This is a genomic window from Curtobacterium sp. MCBD17_003 (assembly GCF_003234885.2).
In the GTDB taxonomy this organism is placed as follows: Bacteria; Actinomycetota; Actinomycetes; order Actinomycetales; family Microbacteriaceae; genus Curtobacterium.
Window position 1 is genome coordinate 819,176 of record NZ_CP126275.1, and the last position, 16,578, is coordinate 835,753.

Below are 16,578 nucleotides of genomic sequence, written 5' to 3' on the forward strand. Positions count from 1 at the left end.
GGAGGTACTTCCTTGACCAACGCCGAACCCTCCGCCGCCGCGCTCGACGCGTACCGCGGCGTCCTCCCGTACATCGCCGACTGGGTCGCGTACAAGGTGTGGCAGCTCCGGGTGCCGGGCGTGCAGGTCGCCGTCGGCTACCAGGGCGAGGTCGTCTGGTCGGCCGCCTACGGCTACGCCGACGTGGAGGCCGGGCGCCGGTTGACGGAGCACGACCTGTTCCGCATCGCCTCGCACTCCAAGACCTTCACCGCCACGGCGCTCATGCTGCTCGCCGAGCGGGGGCAGCTCCGTCTCGACGACACCGTGGGCACGTACGTCCCCGCGCTCGTCGACGCGGGGTCGCCGATCGCCGACGCGACCGTCCGCGAGCTCATGGAGCACGGCGCCGGGGTCCTCCGCGACGGACTCGACGGCGACTACTGGTCGCTGGCGCGGCCGTTCCCCGACGAGGACGAACTGCTGGCGCTCGTGCTCGACCAGGGGTCGAAGGTCCCGGTCGGCTCGAGCTTCAACTACTCGAACCTCGGGTACTCGCTGCTCGGCATGGTCGTCGCCGCGGTCTCCGGGCGTCCCTACAACGACTACGTGCGCGAGGCGATCATCGAGCCCCTCGGCCTCCGGGACACCGGGCCGGACTGGGACCCGACCCGGGCGGACGACTTCGTCGTCGGGTACACGGGCTTCCACGTCGACCGCACCCGCTCGCGGCTCCCGCACGTGGACACGCGCGCGATGGCCTCGGCGACCGGGTTCCATGGCACGGCCGAGGACCTCGTCCGGTACTTCTCCGCGCACGTCATCGGGCAGGGCGAGCTCCTGTCCGACCACGCCAAGCGTCAGGCGCAGCGTCGGGCGTGGACCGCCGAGGACGACCCGGCGTCGCGCGGGTACGGCATGGGGTTCATCGTCGACCGCGTGGCCGGGCACGACGTCCGTGGACACTCGGGCGGGTTCCCTGGTCACATCACGCAGTCGCTGTTCGACCCGACGTCGTCGCTCGTCATCTCGGTCATGACGAACGCCGCCGCCGGACCCGCGACCCTGCTCGCCCAGGGCATCCTCCGGCTGCTCGACGCCGCCGCGGACACGGCGGCTCCGGGCGACGCGCTCTCGGACGCCCCCGACGACGTGGACGTCGACACCCTGACCGGTCGGTTCGCGAACCCGTGGGGCGTCGCGGACATCGCCCGGATCGGCGACCGCCTGCTCGAGATCGACCCCTCGGCGCCCGGGCCGCTCGACAGCGTCACGCGCCTCACCGTCACCGGGCCGGACACCGTGCGCATGAGTTCCGGCAACCGGTTCGGCTCCGTCGACGAGGACATCCGGTACACCCGCGACGACGACGGCACGGTGACCGCGATCCGGGCGGGCGGGGGCATGTCGATGACGCCCTGGGCCGTCCCGGGCGACGAGTCGCCCGCGGTCGCCGCCGGACTCGCCTGAGCACGGGACACGGATGAGCACGGACGAGCGGACCCCCGCCGACGCCACCGGTGTCGGCCCCGTCCTCGACCCCGCCCGCCAGGCGTTCGTCGAGGAGTTCGCGATCATGCTCCAGGGGTCGGGGTTCCCGCTCATGGACGGACGGGTGCTCGCGTACCTCATCATGACGCGCGCGCCGTACTCGTCGTCGGCGGACATCGCGGCCGGGCTCGAGGCGAGTTCCGGCGCGGTGTCGATGGCCACGCGGCACCTCGTCGTGTCGGGGTTCATCAAGCGGCACTTCGTCCCGGGCGAGCGCAGCCACTACTTCCGCGCCGAGAACGACGTGTGGGGGAGCTGGCTCGCGGGGGAGCGTCGCTACCTCGACCGCGAGCGCGACGTGATCGAGCAGGGTCTCGCGGCACTCGGCGACTCGGACGACCCCGCCGACGCACCGATCCGCGAACGCCTGGTCAACGGACGCGACTACATGACGTGGCTGCACAGCCACCACCGCAAGATGCTCGCGGAGTGGGAGGCGTTCAAGGCCGCCCGCGACGCCGGCACCGACCCCGAGGAGCGACCATGACGACACCGACCGCGTACGACACCGCGACGGACGCACCCGTCCTCGTCGTCGACGGCCTCACCGTCGCGTTCACGGTCGAGGACGAGGAGGTCGTCGCCGTCGACCACGCCTCGTTCACCGTCGGCCGCGGCGAGGTCGTCGCCGTCGTCGGGGAGTCGGGGTCGGGCAAGAGCATGACCGCCATGACGGTCATGGGCATCGCGCCCGAGGGAGCGCGGACGTCGGGAGCGGTCCGACTCGGCGATCTCGACGTCGTCGGCGCGGACGAGCCGACGCTCCGCCGGGTCCGCGGCCGACGCGTGTCGATGATCTTCCAGGACCCGATGGCCGCGCTCAACCCGGTGTTCTCCATCGGGTTCCAGCTCGCCGAGGCGGTGCGCCGGGCCGACCCGGGCCTCCGCGACCGGGACGCCGTGCGCGTGCGGTGCGTCGAGCTGCTCCGCATGGTCGAGGTGCCGGACCCGGAGCACCGGATCCGGCAGTACCCCCACGAACTGTCCGGGGGCCAGTGCCAGCGCGTCATGATCGCGATGGCGCTCGCCGCGGACCCGGACCTCCTCATCGCGGACGAACCGACGACGGCGCTCGACGTGACGGTGCAGGCCGAGGTGCTCGACGTCCTCCGCCGGCTCCGCGCACGCACCGGGGCGAGCATCCTGCTCATCACCCACGACATGGGCGTCGTGGCGGACCTGGCCGACCGCGTCGTCGTGATGCGCAACGGGCGCGTGGTCGAGACCGGCGACGTCGCGGACGTCTTCCACCACCCCGCCGCCGAGTACACGCGTGAGCTGCTCGCCGCCGTCCCGCGCATGGGCGAGACCGGCCGGGAGGCCGTGCCCACCGCCACCACGCCCGTCCCGGACGCGGTCCTCGCGGTCCGCGGCCTCGTGGTCGAGTACGGCAGCCGCCTCCGCGGGCGGTTCCGGGCGGTCGACGACGTCACGTTCACGGTGGGGCGTGGTGAGATCGTCGGCCTGGTCGGGGAGTCCGGCAGCGGCAAGACCACGATCGGACGGGCCGCGGTGGGACTCGCACCCATCAGCGCCGGCACGGTCACGGTCGTGGGGACGGACGTCGGGACGGCGCGTCGTGCCGACCGGCGTGCGATGCGTCGGCGGGTCGGCGTCGTGTTCCAGAACCCGATGCTCTCGCTGAACCCCCGGTACACGGTCGCGCAGACGATCGCCGAGCCGCTCCGCCACATCCTCGGGCTGGACCCCGCGGAGGTCGACGTGCGCGTCGACCGACTGCTCACCGACGTCGGGCTCGGCCCCGGGTGGCGACACCGGTACCCGCACGAGCTCTCGGGCGGTCAGCGGCAGCGGATCGCGATCGCCCGCGCGGTGGCGCTCGATCCGGCACTCCTCATCGCCGACGAGCCGACGAGCGCCCTCGACGTGTCCGTGCAGGCGCGGGTGCTCGACGTGTTCCGCGAACTGCAGGAGCGCCTGGGGTTCGCCTGCCTCTTCGTGACCCACGACCTCGCCGTCGTCGACTCGCTCTGCGACCGCGTCGTCGTGCTCAACCACGGGCGGCTGGTGGAGTCGGGGACCCGCGAACGCATCCTCCGCTCGCCCGAGGACGCGTACACCCGCCGGCTCATCGCGGCCGCTCCCGTGCCCGACCCCGTGGAGCAGGCCGCCCGACGTGAGGCCCGCCTGGCCGGCTGACCCCGCACTCCCTTCCCGCCGCCGCCCGCCGCCCCCGCCGCCCCGCTGGTTTTCGACACTCCCGCGGTCGTTGGACGACGGGATGGTCGACATCTGCGCGTGCACCAACGCAAGGCGCTGCCGTCGACGTTCATGTCCCTCGCGCCCGGGTCGTGGCACCCGGACGTGTGGCACGACGTCAACCGCATGCAGACCCTCAATGGGGAGCAGGCACGCCGGAACCTCGAGTTCCACATCTGCCCGCTGCAGTTCGACATCGTCGACAGGCTCATCGAGCGGTACTCGAACGAGGGTGACGTCGTCTACGACCCGTTCGGCGGACTGTTCACGGTGCCGCTGCGGGCGCTGAAGCTCGACGCGTACGTGGCAACTGCGTGCAGGACCAGCCCTGACGACGTGCGTTGGGACTACGACCGCCTCGACCTGGCGGCAGCGTCGTGACGGTGCGCGTCGTCGTCGAAGTGCCCGAGCGCGTGCTCTTCGCGCTCACCGACCGTGCGGAGGACGCGGACCTCACCGTTGCCGAGTACCTCCTCCGCGCTGGCCTCACGATCGCGGGCGTCACCGAGTCGCGACAGTCGACCGTGGCTCGGCTGCAGTCCCTCGGCCTGTCCGACGCCGCGATCGCGCAGCACCTGAACACCACAACCACGGCCGTCGCATCGATGCGACGCCAACTTCACCTGCCCGCGAACCGCAGGTTCCCGGGCCGCACGAAAGGACACGCGGCATGACCAAGCCAATCGTCATCGTCTACACGAAGCCGAACTGCCAGGCGTGCGACGCCACCAAGCGGTGGCTGAAGCAGCACGACGTCGAGTTCGACGTCGGGGACATCACCACCGAGGGCAACACGGCCGCCGCGAAGGAGCTCGGACACCAGCAGGCACCCGTCGTCATCGTCTCCAACGGGACACCCGGCGACGAGGTCCACTGGTCCGGATTCGACCCCATGAGCCTCAGCGAGCACCTGGGGCGTGCCGCCTAAGGGACATCACTCGTCGATGCGCCCCCGCAGCTGTGCGAGGGCCGTCCACTCCTCGGCGGACAGCCGAGCGAACTTCTCGATTTCGGACCACGACCCAGGGTCAGCAATCCATGCCTGGACGCTGACATGGAGGGCCTTCGTGTAGATCGCGCTCAGTCGCTCCCAATTGTCATCCAAGGCGTCGGGCACCTTCCCGATCGTTTCGTCTGCGGCGCGGAGCAGACTAGCGGCGTCCCAATCTGCCAGCGTGGACGCGAGAACGTCGAGGTCGCTGCGTTGCGTCTTGGCCGGTATGTCCGAGCTACGCGCCGCAGACGAAGGGTGCGTCTTCTCGAAAATCGCTCGGTCCGTCCAGCGAATGAAGGCGAGCCCGAATGCGGCTCGTTGTTCCCGCGCTTGATCTCCCTCTGCACGTTCTCGCGCGGCGCTCTCACGATTGGCGATAGTGGCGGCCTGCTTGTTGCCGCTTCGACCGACGACGATTGCGCCCAGACCTACGACGAAGGTTGCGATAGCTCCGCCCAGCGGCACACCAATGTCGCGCCACCACTCGTATGAGATCCAACTCGGGTGCCAGTCGTCGATCACAAGCATCACGTGCTGACCGTAGCGCTGCGCCCACAACGAAAGGAACCTGCAGTGGCAGGAGAAACCATCATCACCGTCGTCGGCAACCTGACGGCGGACCCCGAGCTGCGGTACACGCAAAACGGGCTCGCGGTCGCGTCGTTCACGATCGCGTCCACTCCGAAGACGTTCGACCGGCAGAAGGCCGAGTTCGTCGACGGCGACTCGCTGTTCCTCCGCGCGAGTGTCTGGCGTGAGTTCGCCGAGCACGTCGCGGGATCGCTGACCAAGGGCTCGCGCGTCATCGCGCAGGGCCGTCTGCGTCAGCGCTCCTACCAGGACCGCGATGGTCAGCAGCGCACGTCGATCGAGCTCGAGGTCGACGAGATCGGCCCGAGCCTGCGGTTCGCGACCGCGCAGGTCACCCGGGCGTCGGGTGGTGGTCGGGGTGGGCAGCAGAGCAGCAGCGATCCGTACGGCGGCCAGGTCGATCGATCCGCCACCGGCACCGGCTACAGCTCCGCCGGAGTCGACGACTGGGGAGGGGCTCGCGATGACACCCCGTTCTGAGCACACCACCATGCCCATGCACCTCGATCGCGATGCGATCCTCCGTCGGCTCTCGAAAGCGAACATCGTGCGCCCCTTCGGACCGGATGGACTCCTCATAGACCTCGTCCGGGACGACGTCCGGATCATCGTCACGCTCGGTGCTGCCGGCCCCGACGACGTCGCCGCCGACCTGGTGCACGCGTCGATCTCGCGCCCCGACCGAATGCCCGACTACGACGACCTGGTCATGCTCCACCACGCCGTGTGGGGCGACGCCGGCTACGCGTACCAGGTGTTCGTGCCCCGGGCCGAGCACGTCAACATCCACGCCACCGCCCTGCACCTCTGGGGGCTGCTCGACGGCTCTCCGGAGCTGCCGCGCTTCGGCTTGAACGGGAGCATCTGATGCCGCACCGGATTCAGCTCAGCCGCCGCAAGGGGTGGCGGAAGCCTGAGGGCGTGATCGTCGTCGCCCGGCCCAGCAAGTGGGGCAACCCCTGGCGCATCATCCCAGTGCACGATCCGCGCTTCGCGTTCAGCGACGCCGCCGACGTCGTGCATGACAACTCGGGGGCCATCGTCGGCCGCTTCGACCGCTGGGAGCGAGACGCCAGAAACAGCGCGCCGTACTGGGCGGTCCAGTCATTCCGCCGTGACCTCGTCCGCGGCGAGCTCATGATCACGGTCGATGACGTCCGACGCACCCTTGCCGGGCATGACCTCGCCTGTTGGTGCCCGCTCGACCAGCCCTGCCACGCCGACGTGCTCCTCGAGATCGCGAGCGGAGGCGACCATGCGCCGATGCCTGACGACTGCCCAACCTGTGGCGACGTGTGCGGCTTGCGAGAGTTCCAACCCGCCACCCACAGCACCACCCGTGAGGCCGCAGACACACCGTCTGCGGCCTCTTCCGATTCCAGGTGGCCCGGACGCGGCGCCACCGACCCCGCACACCAGGAGGACGCATGACCGAGACCGCAACCCGCACCGCCCGGGACAACCCCGACGAGCTCGCCACCCGCGGCCACTTCTCCGAGCGCTACTACGGCAACATGCGGAAGGCCCTCGAGACGGCCGCGGACCTGACCGAACACGTCGTGTCGATGATCACCGTCGCCACCCGCGGCGACGACGAAGTGTCCGGCACGAAGGACGCCCCGCTGCCGTTCAACACGACCGCGTTCAACGACGCGAACACCCTGTACGCCACCCTCGTGATGTTCACCCGCCTGTGGGCCGACCGGCTACGCCGTCAAGCGCCGGCGCCGGCGAAAGGCGCGTGGACGAACAGCGAGGGACGCGTCGTCGGCCTCCCCGCCGACATCGAACCGCACCAGGCCCGCTACGCCGTCTCGATCATGGCGACGTGGCTTGTCGCGCACCTCGAGGACATCTGCTGGCAGGAACCAGCCGACGTCGAGTACATGAGCGACGAGCTCCGCACCGTGTGGGCCATCAAGGGACGCTGGCCTACCAGACGCCGCGCGTACTGGTCCCCGCTGCCCTGCCCTACCGACGGTGGCCGTGTCGCCGTTTACCCAGCCGAATCGGAAACGGACACTGAGTCCGCGGCATGCAGTCAGTGCGGCCGGCAGTTCACCGCCGACGAGTACCGGGCTTATGTGCGGGCTCACAACGCATCTCGCGCCGTGATCGGCGACAAGGCGGCAGCGAAGGAGCTTCGGCTGTCTGAGCGAACCAAGAATCGGCTGCTGGCCAAGTACGGAAGGACGTCGTGACTGGGCTGCAGGTATGGACCCTTCGGTTCCTAGCAGGCCGGATGCGACTAGAAGTACGGTCTTCGCCGCTGGTACGTTGGCGAGATGACCGATGCCTCGGACCCGGGCCGCAAGCGCAAGTCCGCGGTCGATACCGGTGAACTCCCGAAGACCGTCTTCTTTGTCACACCCATCGGCAAGGCTGGCACCGAGGGGCACCGCCGAGCGAAGCTTGTGCTCGACTACATCGTGAAGAAGGCATTCCCGGCTCCTGAGTGGAAGGTGATCCGGGCGGACGATGAGGAATCGCCTGACTCCATCTCGACCCAGGTGATCAAGAGGATCTACGAGAGCGACCTCATCGTCGCGGACCTATCAGGGCACAACCCAAACGTGTTCTACGAGCTCGCGGTAGCACATGGGTACGAACGTCCGGTGTTGCACATGATCACCACCGGCGAAGCCATGCCGTTCGACATCGCCGATCAGCGTGCCATTTTCTACGAGCTCGAGAACCCGGAGTCGGTCGATACCGCGATCAGCTCCCTGCGGAGCTCTCAGGAGTGGCTCACTACTAACCCAGGCGTGCCACGCACACCCTTGTCCGCCTACGGCGCTTTCACGGCAATCTCAACAACGCCACCGGGAACGGAGAGCAACGAGGCGATTGCGGAGGCGCTTAGTCAGATTGTCTTGCGCCTCGACCGGTTGGAACGGAGCCAACGGAACAATCGACGGGCGCAGGCCTCACCCTCATACTCCGCGGAAGCGGTTGTCGGATCGAAGGGGCAGGTGCGCGCGACTTCCTCCGGTAGGGATTCCAATTCCCTCATGAAAGAACTCGGTCAGATTGATCGCATCATTGCTGACATCAGTGCGTTACCCGATACCGATTCGGCGAATCGGGCCGTACTCGATTCTCTTATTCAGGACCGCGAAAAGTTGCTGACCTACCTGCGCCCACCGGGGTGAGACACGCCTGCACATGGTGCTTGACAGTTTCATGCTGTCCGCTTACGGTGGTGCCGTAGGCCAGTGGTGACGGAACCGCCCGCCTCGTAAGACTTCAGGAAGGCCCCCGCTTCGGCGGGGGCCTTCCGCGTTTTCAGACCATGTCCGTGCCGCACACGGCACGGATGGCCGGACTGATCCTCCGAGGGCACCGGGTAGCCGAACGGATTACGAGGCAGGCAGGCAAGAGCTCGCCGCCGACAACCAGGTCCGCTAGGGATAGCGCGACGGACGTATCGCTGCGTCCAGGACCGAACAGCGATCGGCTCGCCACCGACACCGGGCGTCATCTTCCCCGACCCGCAGACACACCACAGTCACGCTGCGTCGAGTACGGGGAACCCCAGTGCACCGCGACCAGATCGGGTGGCCACCGCATGCGAGAACCACGCGACAACACCATCGCCGTCATCGTCCTGTGCGTCGTCATCACCCTCGTCTTCGGCCTCGGCGTCCTGCTCGCCACAGCACCCGCGTACTGACAGGAGCAGCCCGTGTCCGACACCACGAACACCGCGCCCGTCACCATCACCTCGGCGCTCACCCAGCAGCGGGACCAACTCCGCACCGACGCCGCCCAAGCACGCACCTCCGCTGCCTCGTACTCGCAGATGGCGGACACCTACACGCAGCACGCCGCGCAGCTCGACGCCCAAGCCGACGCGCTCGACGCAGCGATCACCGCACAAGCATCAACACCGCAGTGAGCAAGCAGCCGCGGAACACGGCGCAGCGAGACCGCGAAATACAAAGGGCGGTACAAGGGGTGCGGGGAGTTCCCCAACCGGCGATCCAAGGTACCTGTGCGGCGGCATGTAGCGACGATGCGGGTGTCGCACGACGACCGCCGCGTCGGGAACAGGCGGAAGGGGACCGGGTGGGACTGCTCGGGGGTCGGTGGGGGGACAACCCCACCCCGGGTCCGGGAGCGGGCAGGATGGGGCGCGAGCCCGCCGACCGCGAGGCTCGGACCATGACCGAAACAGCTCGCATCGACACCGCGGAGACCGTGCCCATGCCCTCCGACGTCCCCCCGTCCGGCCCGGACGACGGCGCCGTCCCGCCCGGCGGTGGCGGTGGCGGTGACGGCACCCCGCGCCGCTCCTTCTACCGGGACGCCTGGAGGCACGTCCCCCGCGACTTCGGGTACCTCGCGTTCACGGCGCTGCTCCTCGGCACCGTGTACTCCGTGTTCCCCCTCGTGATCCTGCACGGGACCGCCGGGCAGGTGCTCAACCCGATCTCGCTCGTGCTGTTCCTGGCGTCGCTGTTCGTCGCGCGATGGCTCGGCGCGTTCGAGCAGCTCCGGATGAGCTGGGCCGAGCCCGAGCGCTTCCGCCCCGTCGACTGGACGCCGCGGTGGCGACAGAACTGGTTCCTCCGGATCGTGTCGGCCGTGGCGAACCCGCACTACTGGCTGTACCTGCTGCACGCGGTCGTCGTCTACCCGCTCGTCGCGTGCATCACGATCGGCGCCGGCGCCACCCTCGTCGCCGGCGTCGTGGCCCCGGTCGGCGCCGGGTTCGCCGCCATCACCCACGGGTGGCAGATCGACCAGTACCTGGCCCACCAGGGGATCGGCCAGACCTGGCCGTGGGTGGTCGGCGCGATCGCGTGCGCGGTGTCGGTGACGGCAGCGGTCCTCCTGTTCCCGCTGTGGACCCGCGGCGCGGTGCTCGCGCACTACTGGGTGGACCGAGCACTCCTCGGCGGCTTCCGGTCCGAGGTGCTGCAGCAGCGCGTCGTCGGGCTGCAGGCGTCGCGGGCCGGTGCCGTCACCGCCGAGGGCCAGGCGCTCCGTCAGATCGAGCGTGACCTGCACGACGGACCGCAGCAGCGGCTCGTCCGGCTGCGGATGGACCTCGCGGCGGCCGAGCGCGCGTTCATGCGTGACCCCGAGCGTGCCCGCGGACTCATGGCCGAGGCGTCCGGGCACGCGAAGGACGCCCTCGACGAGCTCCGTGCGCTGTCCCGGGGGTTCGCGCCGCCGATCCTGCTCGACCGCGGGCTCGTCGCGGCACTCGAGGCGCTCGTGTCCCGGACGCCCCTGCCCGTCGACCTCGACGTGCGGCTGCCGGACGGGTTCGTGCTGCCGACCGAGATCGAGCGCAACCTGTACTTCACGGTGAGCGAGCTCCTGACGAACACCACGAAGCACGCGGAGGCGTCCTCCGCCGAGGTCTCGATCACCCTGACGTCCGACCCCGACGGTCAGCCGGTGCTCGAACTCCGGGTCCGGGACGACGGCCGGGGTGGTGCCGCCGTGCAGGAGGGCCACGGGATCCTCGGGCTCATGGGGCGGATGCGCGCGCTCGACGGCGAGCTGTCGGTGTCGAGCCCGGCGGGTGGCCCGACCGACGCCGTGGCGCGGATCCCGCTCGGCGCGCTGCGGGGTACGCCGACGTCGATGCCGGGAGGCCCGTCCTCGTCCACCACGGGTCCGGTCGCGCCCGCCGCGGGGCCGACCGCGGCGCCGTGACGGCTAGCATCGAGCGCATGACCGACGGCCCGGATGCACCCCGCATCCGGGCCGTCGTCGTCGACGACGCGGTCCTCCTGCGCGAAGGCCTCACGCGCGTCCTCGACGAGGCCGGGATCGCGGTCGTCGCGCAGTACGGTGACCCGGCGACCTTCCTCGCGAGCCTGCCGGAGGTCCGACCGGACGTCGTCGTGATGGACGTCCGCATGCCGCCGAGCTACACGGACGAGGGTGTGCGCGCCGCGGTCGCGGCCCGTCGCACGGTGCCGGGCATCGGGGTGCTCCTCCTCTCGCAGTACGTCGAGGCGTCGTACGCCGAGGAGCTCCTGGCAGACGGATCGAGCGGGCTCGGCTACCTGCTCAAGGACCGCGTCACGCGCCTCGACGAGATCGACGACGCGATCCGGCGCATCGCGAGCGGCGGAACGGTGCTCGACCCCGAGGTCGTGACGGAGCTCATGGGGCGCCGGCGTGACCCGCTCGCCGCCCTGACACCGCGCGAGCGGGACGTCCTCGCGCTCATGGCCGAGGGGCGCTCGAACGCCGCGATCGCACGCACCCTCGTGATCGGGACCGGCGCCGTCGAGAAGCACGTGTCGAACATCTTCGCCAAGCTCGGACTCGAGGACACCGGCGACGACCACCGTCGTGTCCTCGCCGTCCTCGCGTCCCTGCGATGAGGCACCGATGAGCGCGCCGACCCCGACCCGGGACGGTGACCGCGCGGCACGTGTCCCGGCGCCCGCGCTCGCCGTCGCCGCCATGGTGTCGGTGCAACTCGGCGCGGCGATCGCGAAGACCCACTTCGACGTCGTCGGGTCCGTCGGTGCGGCCGTGCTCCGTCTGACGATCGGCGCCGTCGTGTTCGCCCTCGTGGTGCGGCCGGCGGTGCGGTCGTGGGACCGGGCGCAGTGGCTCGGCGCCCTCGGGCTCGGTCTCGCCCTCGGCGGCATGAACGTCTGCATCTACGTCGCGTTCGCGAGCATCCCGATCGGCATCGCGGTGACGGTGGAGTTCCTCGGGCCGCTCGCGCTCTCGCTCGTGTACACCCGGCGATGGCGCGACGTGGTCTGGGCCGCGCTCGCACTCGCCGGCGTCGTGCTGCTCGGTGTCGGCGCGTCCGGTCCCGCCGCGGTCGCGGGGTTCGTGTTCGCCGTCGTCGCCGCGGTGTGCTGGGCGGCGTACATCGTGCTCAACCGGCACGTCGGCGCGCGGATCCCCGGGGTGGACGGTCTGAGCGTCTCGCTCGTCGTCGCGATGCTCGTCGCCCTCCCGGTCGGTGCGGGCGCCGCCGTGCACGGTGTCCGAGCGGATCCGGTGCTGCTGCTCGTGTTCGGCGCCGTGGCCGTGCTGTCGAGCGTCCTGCCCTACGCCCTCGAGATGCAGGCGCTCCGGACGTTGCCCCCGCGGGTGTTCGGGGTGCTCCAGAGTCTCGGGCCGGCCATCGCAGCGCTCGCCGGGTTCGCGATCGCGGGCGAGGCCCTGTCGGCGCGGGAGCTCGTCGCGCTGGCCTGCGTGACGCTGGCGAGCATCGGCGTCACCGTGAGCGGCCGACGGGAGCGCGGGAGGAGCTCACCGGTACCCGACGCGCCGCCCGCTTGACGGGCCTCCCGGCCCGCGCCGGGGCCGGTCAGTCCTCGGACACGAGGAAGTCCGCGTACGTCGGCTCGGTCTGGTCCGGGGCGAGGAGCGACGGGTCGTTGACGCGCTGCTCGACGTAGGCCGCGATGACCTCGGGCGGGGTGAGGACGTGGGACATCCAGGAGGGGACGTCGGTCTTCTTCATCTGCCCTCCCGTGGTCGATGCGGCCGGCACTGGTCCGTCCGTCCAATCCTTCGCGCGCTGAAATGTTCAACGACGTGCGATTCGCTGAACGATCCTCTGTATGGGCAGGGCTGTCAATGCGGTCGCGTCAGAATGTCCGCTTCACGCAATCCGTGCGTCCGCGGCGTCGTTGCATGGTCACCATCGGTCGTCCGCCACCCGGCGCGTCCGGCGGTCGTCCTCGCGGAGGGTGCGGTGCTTGACGGCGGATCGCCAGACCCAGGCCTCGGCCGGATGACCGAACTGCGCCCACTCCACGAGGACGGCGTCGACGGTCCAGCTGCGGGCGAACGCCTTGACCCGGACGTGGAACGACGGGAACTGGATCCACGCCCACACCGGGATCGGCGTGACGGCGTGGCAGGGATCGCCGCCCCGGGCGTCCTCCGACAGCGAGAACGCGTCAGGGCGCGGCGACTCGGGGTGCTCCGGTGGTGACCACCGGTCCTCACGTCGCCGTCCCATGCCCCTATTCGAACGTGTGTTCGAACCCGCGTCAAGTCGAGCGGCGCGTCCCGGCTCGGCTGCGCGTCCGGTACGCCCTCGGCCGACCCTACGTGGCGTCGTAGTCCAGGTCGACGAGGAAACTGAGGTCCTGCACGTCGGTCATCTCGGCGGGCCACTCCGGCCGGCTCGGTTGCAGGGACATCGTCCCCCGCTCGAGGCGCTCGATGACCTCCTGGTCGAGCGGTTCGTCCGGGCTCTCGAGGACCGGTGTCGAGAAGATCTGGCTCGCGGGCCCGATGAGCAGGTGGGCGTACGCCCTGCTGCCGCCGTCCGTGACGACCGGGATCTGGACGACGTCGGCGACGCCTGCCACGGCGAGTGCCCGGGCGTACCGGAGGAGGGCCTTGCACGTGCTGTCGCCGGTCATGACGTACCCCCCGGCGTAGTGGATGCGTCGCATGATGCCAGCGTGGTCGTTCCGGTCTGGGTACGCTGACAGGACAGGCGTTGGGCTCCCTGGTGGCGATCCCAGGAGCCGGATCGGAGGCTGGTCCCATGGGCAGGGTGATCTACAACAGCTCGTACACCGTGGACTTCGAGGACCGCCTGCTCGCGCACCTGCAGATCGTGATCGCGACGAAGCTGCGCCGCGGCGAGTCGTTCATGTTCTCCTGGAAGGACGACCGCGACGTCGGGAACGGTCGGACCGCGATCTGGCTCGACCGGACCGTGCCCCTCGTCATCCGCTACTCGGGCAGTCGCCCGCCGACCATCAACCGCGAGTGGGTCGAGGCCTTGGCCCAGGCAGCCGGGTCACCCGGCGGACTGCGCATCGTCCCCGAGCCCTCGGAAGGGACCCCGGCATGATCCGGACCATCGTCATCTACGACGGGATCGAGTACACGATCTCGAAGGAGGGGCCCGACGCGGTGCGGGAGCGGATCCGGACGGCCCTGGCGTCCGACGGCCTCATGTGGCTCGAGGTGAACCGTGGCGACGGCCGGCCGACCCCGGCCGTGCTGCTCGTGTCCCGGAGTTCGACCATCGCACTCGTCGCCGACCGTGATGCATCGGACGACGGCGATCCGGTGCGGTACCGGCTCGAGGAGGACGAGCACCTGCTCGGCACGGTGGACGACGTCGGGTCGGGTCACGTGGAGGGGATGACGGGAATCGAACCCGCGTAGCCAGTTTGGAAGACTGGGGCTCTACCATTGAGCTACATCCCCGTGCGACACCGCGGCGCCGCCCTCCGATCGTAGCGGACGGCCGGGCGCCCACGCACACCGCGCCTACACTCGGCGGCGTGCGGGTACCCCGGATCGCCACCACCAGCCACGATCCGCTCGTGCGGCGTTCGCGCGTGGTCTCCTACGTCCTCGTCGCCGTCGGCGTCGTCGTCCTGTCGTTCGCGCCGTCGGTCGTCGGCGGACGGGTGGGAGAGCCGTTGCACGTGCTCCTGCACGTCGTCCGTGCGATCGTCGCGGTGGCGCTGTTCGCGGCCGCGGTGCTCGTCCAGGTCGCCGTGGGCGTCCGCTGGCGGCGCCGGCTCCTGCGGGACGCCGCGGACGACGGCCGCCAGGACCGCAGGACCGGTCGCGGGCAGGACGCCGCCACCGACGGCCGGGAGGACCGGGGCGCGCTGCCACCGCCACCCGCGTGACGCGGGTGCCCACCGCCTCCACGGCCGCTGGGAGGGCCGGGAACGCGGCGCTTGCGTGCCGCTAGACTCGTCGGGATCGATCGCGGTCGGGTCCGTCCTGCCCGCGCTCGTTGCACGACCCTGGCCCGGCAACGACCGGGGCGTAGCTCAGCTTGGTAGAGCGCCCGCTTTGGGAGCGGGAGGTCGCAGGTTCAAATCCTGTCGCCCCGACCAGGTCACACCATCGTCAACCTCAGGAGAACACACCCTTGGTCACCAGCACCGTCGACAAGTTGAGCCCCACCCGGGTCAAGCTCACCGTGAACGTGACGCCGGACGAGCTCAAGCCGAGCATCGACCACGCGTACAAGCACATCGCCGAGCAGATCAACATCCCCGGCTTCCGGAAGGGCAAGGTGCCGCCGGCCATCGTCGACCAGCGCGTCGGCCGCCCGGAGATCCTGAACCACGCCGTCGGGGACGCCATCGACACCTTCTACCGCCAGGCGGTCGAGGAGAACGAGCTCCGCGTGCTCGGTCGCGCCGAGGCCGACATTGCCGAGCTCCCGAGCGTCAAGGACTTCTCCGGCGACCTCGTCCTCACGTTCGAGGTCGACGTCCGTCCCGAGTTCGACCTCCCCGACTACGAGGGCCTCGAGCTCACGGTCGACGCGGTCGACGTCACCGACGACGAGATCGAGGAGGAGCTCCAGAACCTCCGCACGCGCTTCGGCACGCTCGTCACGGTCGACCGCCCCGCCACCGCGGGCGACTTCGCCCAGCTCGACCTCACCGCGACCATCGGCGACGAAGAAGTCGACTCGGCCACGGGCGTCTCGTACGAGATCGGCTCCGGCGACCTCATCGAGGGCATCGACGACGCCCTCGAGACCCTGACCGCAGGCGAGTCCACCACCTTCGAGTCGAAGCTCCTCGGCGGCGACCACGAGGGCGAGACCGCCCAGATCGCCGTGACGCTCACGGCCGTCAAGGAGCGCGAGCTGCCCGAGGCCGACGACGAGTTCGCGCAGATCGCGAGCCAGTTCGACACGATCGACGAGCTCAAGGCGGACCTCAAGGAGCAGATCGCCAAGTCGAAGACCTTCGGCCAGGGCGCCGCGGCCCGCGACCAGCTCGTCGAGAAGCTCCTCGACAGCGTCGAGATCCCGATCTCGCAGCAGCTCATCGACGACGAGGTCCACCGTCACCTCGAGCAGGAGAACCGCCTCGAGGACGACGAGCACCGCGCCGAGGTCGCCGAGTCGAGCGAGAAGGCGTTCAAGTCGCAGCTGCTCCTCGACGCCGTCGCCGAGCAGGAGCAGGTCCAGGTCAGCCAGGAGGAGCTGACCCAGTACCTGATCCAGGCCGCCGCGCAGTACGGCATGGAGCCGGGCGAGTTCATCAAGGTGATCGACCAGAACGGCCAGATCCCCGGCATGGTCGGCGAGGTCGCCCGTTCCAAGGCGATCGCGACCGTGCTCGCCAAGGCGAAGGTCGTCGATACGAACGGCAACCCGGTCGACCTGTCCGCGTTCACCGCGGGCGTCGCGCAGGAGCCGGCGACGGACGACGAGGCCGAGGCCGAGTGAGCCGAGCTGACTGACCGACCTCGCAGGCTCGGTCGGCGCCGCGCAACGCTGGCGCGTCGCACATGCGAAG

23 protein-coding genes and 2 tRNA genes are annotated in these 16,578 nt (G+C 70.1%); 20 read left to right on the forward strand and 5 right to left on the reverse strand.

The window, feature by feature from the left end; all coding sequences use genetic code 11:
• The first annotated feature begins 12 nt into the window (after positions 1 to 12).
• From DEI88_RS04020 to DEI88_RS04045, 6 genes are all read left to right on the forward strand, one after another.
• Positions 13 to 1,449 carry a serine hydrolase gene (locus tag DEI88_RS04020; protein WP_111072374.1) on the forward strand — a complete coding sequence of 479 codons (1,437 nt, stop codon included), beginning with the start codon at positions 13 to 15 and terminating at the stop codon, positions 1,447 to 1,449.
• Positions 1,450 to 1,462: 13 nt separating this feature from the next.
• On the forward strand, positions 1,463 to 2,017 hold the full coding sequence (locus DEI88_RS04025) for a GbsR/MarR family transcriptional regulator (RefSeq protein ID WP_181434902.1): 555 nt from the start codon (positions 1,463 to 1,465) through the stop codon (positions 2,015 to 2,017).
• Positions 2,014 to 3,690, forward strand: coding sequence for a dipeptide ABC transporter ATP-binding protein (locus DEI88_RS04030; protein WP_111072373.1), 1,677 nt, complete (start codon positions 2,014 to 2,016; stop codon positions 3,688 to 3,690). Before DEI88_RS04025 ends, DEI88_RS04030 begins: the two co-directional genes overlap by 4 nt.
• Before the next feature lie 99 nt (positions 3,691 to 3,789).
• On the forward strand, positions 3,790 to 4,131 hold the full coding sequence (locus DEI88_RS04035; RefSeq protein WP_220038170.1) for a DNA methyltransferase: 342 nt from the start codon (positions 3,790 to 3,792) through the stop codon (positions 4,129 to 4,131).
• A gap of 2 nt (positions 4,132 to 4,133) precedes the next feature.
• The gene (locus tag DEI88_RS04040; protein WP_146246087.1) at positions 4,134 to 4,424 is read left to right on the forward strand and encodes a hypothetical protein; all 291 of its coding nucleotides are present in this window, start codon (positions 4,134 to 4,136) and stop codon (positions 4,422 to 4,424) included.
• The gene (locus DEI88_RS04045; RefSeq protein ID WP_111072371.1) at positions 4,421 to 4,678 is read left to right on the forward strand and encodes a glutaredoxin domain-containing protein; all 258 of its coding nucleotides are present in this window, start codon (positions 4,421 to 4,423) and stop codon (positions 4,676 to 4,678) included. Before DEI88_RS04040 ends, DEI88_RS04045 begins: the two co-directional genes overlap by 4 nt.
• Before the next feature lie 6 nt (positions 4,679 to 4,684).
• On the opposite strand, the gene DEI88_RS04050 is transcribed toward DEI88_RS04045, so the two are convergent.
• Positions 4,685 to 5,275 carry a hypothetical protein gene (locus tag DEI88_RS04050; protein ID WP_111072370.1) on the reverse strand — a complete coding sequence of 197 codons (591 nt, stop codon included), beginning with the start codon at positions 5,273 to 5,275 and terminating at the stop codon, positions 4,685 to 4,687.
• 42 nt (positions 5,276 to 5,317) lie between these two features.
• Here DEI88_RS04050 and DEI88_RS04055 point away from each other — a divergent pair, with 42 nt between their 5' ends.
• The 9 genes from DEI88_RS04055 (at position 5,318) to DEI88_RS04095 (ending at position 12,607) form a co-directional block, all read left to right on the forward strand.
• Entirely contained in the window at positions 5,318 to 5,815 is a 498-nt protein-coding gene (locus DEI88_RS04055) for a single-stranded DNA-binding protein (RefSeq protein ID WP_111072369.1), read from the forward strand.
• Positions 5,799 to 6,203 carry a DUF7694 domain-containing protein gene (locus DEI88_RS04060; protein ID WP_146246086.1) on the forward strand — a complete coding sequence of 135 codons (405 nt, stop codon included), beginning with the start codon at positions 5,799 to 5,801 and terminating at the stop codon, positions 6,201 to 6,203. The genes DEI88_RS04055 and DEI88_RS04060 overlap by 17 nt, the downstream gene beginning before the upstream one ends.
• Positions 6,203 to 6,766, forward strand: coding sequence for a DUF4326 domain-containing protein (locus tag DEI88_RS04065; RefSeq protein WP_111072367.1), 564 nt, complete (start codon positions 6,203 to 6,205; stop codon positions 6,764 to 6,766). The genes DEI88_RS04060 and DEI88_RS04065 overlap by 1 nt, the downstream gene beginning before the upstream one ends.
• Positions 6,763 to 7,536, forward strand: a complete 774-nt coding sequence (locus DEI88_RS04070) for a hypothetical protein (RefSeq protein ID WP_111072366.1) — start codon at positions 6,763 to 6,765, stop codon at positions 7,534 to 7,536. Before DEI88_RS04065 ends, DEI88_RS04070 begins: the two co-directional genes overlap by 4 nt.
• An 84-nt stretch (positions 7,537 to 7,620) precedes the next feature.
• Entirely contained in the window at positions 7,621 to 8,487 is an 867-nt protein-coding gene (locus tag DEI88_RS04075) for a hypothetical protein (protein WP_111072365.1), read from the forward strand.
• 533 nt (positions 8,488 to 9,020) lie between these two features.
• Complete coding sequence (locus tag DEI88_RS04080; protein WP_111072364.1) at positions 9,021 to 9,233, forward strand: hypothetical protein; 213 nt, start codon at positions 9,021 to 9,023, stop codon at positions 9,231 to 9,233.
• A 266-nt stretch (positions 9,234 to 9,499) separates the two neighbouring features.
• Positions 9,500 to 11,005, forward strand: coding sequence for a sensor histidine kinase (locus DEI88_RS04085; protein WP_111072363.1), 1,506 nt, complete (start codon positions 9,500 to 9,502; stop codon positions 11,003 to 11,005).
• 17 nt (positions 11,006 to 11,022) lie between these two features.
• Positions 11,023 to 11,685: a response regulator transcription factor gene (locus tag DEI88_RS04090; protein WP_111011012.1), complete on the forward strand. Its 663-nt coding sequence runs from the start codon at positions 11,023 to 11,025 to the stop codon at positions 11,683 to 11,685.
• Between the two features lie 7 nt (positions 11,686 to 11,692).
• A complete protein-coding gene (locus DEI88_RS04095; RefSeq protein ID WP_111072362.1) occupies positions 11,693 to 12,607 on the forward strand; it encodes an EamA family transporter in 915 nt (304 codons plus the stop codon).
• Between the two features lie 28 nt (positions 12,608 to 12,635).
• Here DEI88_RS04095 and DEI88_RS04100 read toward each other — a convergent pair whose 3' ends face one another.
• From DEI88_RS04100 to DEI88_RS04110, 3 genes are all read right to left on the reverse strand, one after another.
• Entirely contained in the window at positions 12,636 to 12,791 is a 156-nt protein-coding gene (locus tag DEI88_RS04100; protein WP_181434930.1) for a hypothetical protein, read from the reverse strand.
• A 177-nt stretch (positions 12,792 to 12,968) separates the two neighbouring features.
• Positions 12,969 to 13,295 (reverse strand): hypothetical protein, encoded by a 327-nt coding sequence (locus DEI88_RS04105; RefSeq protein WP_111011015.1) that lies wholly within the window; start codon positions 13,293 to 13,295, stop codon positions 12,969 to 12,971.
• 88 nt (positions 13,296 to 13,383) lie between these two features.
• On the reverse strand, positions 13,384 to 13,737 hold the full coding sequence (locus DEI88_RS04110; protein WP_111011016.1) for a hypothetical protein: 354 nt from the start codon (positions 13,735 to 13,737) through the stop codon (positions 13,384 to 13,386).
• A 95-nt stretch (positions 13,738 to 13,832) separates the two neighbouring features.
• Here DEI88_RS04110 and DEI88_RS04115 point away from each other — a divergent pair, with 95 nt between their 5' ends.
• Both DEI88_RS04115 and DEI88_RS04120 read left to right on the forward strand, forming a co-directional pair.
• Positions 13,833 to 14,144, forward strand: a complete 312-nt coding sequence (locus DEI88_RS04115) for a DUF7882 family protein (RefSeq protein WP_111072361.1) — start codon at positions 13,833 to 13,835, stop codon at positions 14,142 to 14,144.
• Positions 14,141 to 14,464 (forward strand): hypothetical protein, encoded by a 324-nt coding sequence (locus DEI88_RS04120; protein WP_111011018.1) that lies wholly within the window; start codon positions 14,141 to 14,143, stop codon positions 14,462 to 14,464. Before DEI88_RS04115 ends, DEI88_RS04120 begins: the two co-directional genes overlap by 4 nt.
• On the opposite strand, the gene DEI88_RS04125 is transcribed toward DEI88_RS04120, so the two are convergent.
• Positions 14,433 to 14,506: transfer RNA gene (locus tag DEI88_RS04125), tRNA-Gly, on the reverse strand. The genes DEI88_RS04120 and DEI88_RS04125 overlap by 32 nt on opposite strands.
• Positions 14,507 to 14,583: 77 nt before the next feature.
• Between DEI88_RS04125 and DEI88_RS04130 the strand changes: the two genes are divergently transcribed.
• The 3 genes from DEI88_RS04130 (at position 14,584) to tig (ending at position 16,508) form a co-directional block, all read left to right on the forward strand.
• On the forward strand, positions 14,584 to 14,940 hold the full coding sequence (locus DEI88_RS04130) for a hypothetical protein (RefSeq protein ID WP_146246085.1): 357 nt from the start codon (positions 14,584 to 14,586) through the stop codon (positions 14,938 to 14,940).
• Between the two features lie 136 nt (positions 14,941 to 15,076).
• Positions 15,077 to 15,153, forward strand: a tRNA-Pro gene (locus tag DEI88_RS04135).
• A gap of 35 nt (positions 15,154 to 15,188) precedes the next feature.
• Entirely contained in the window at positions 15,189 to 16,508 is a 1,320-nt protein-coding gene (tig, locus tag DEI88_RS04140) for a trigger factor (RefSeq protein WP_111049829.1), read from the forward strand.
• Positions 16,509 to 16,578 lie beyond the last annotated feature (70 nt).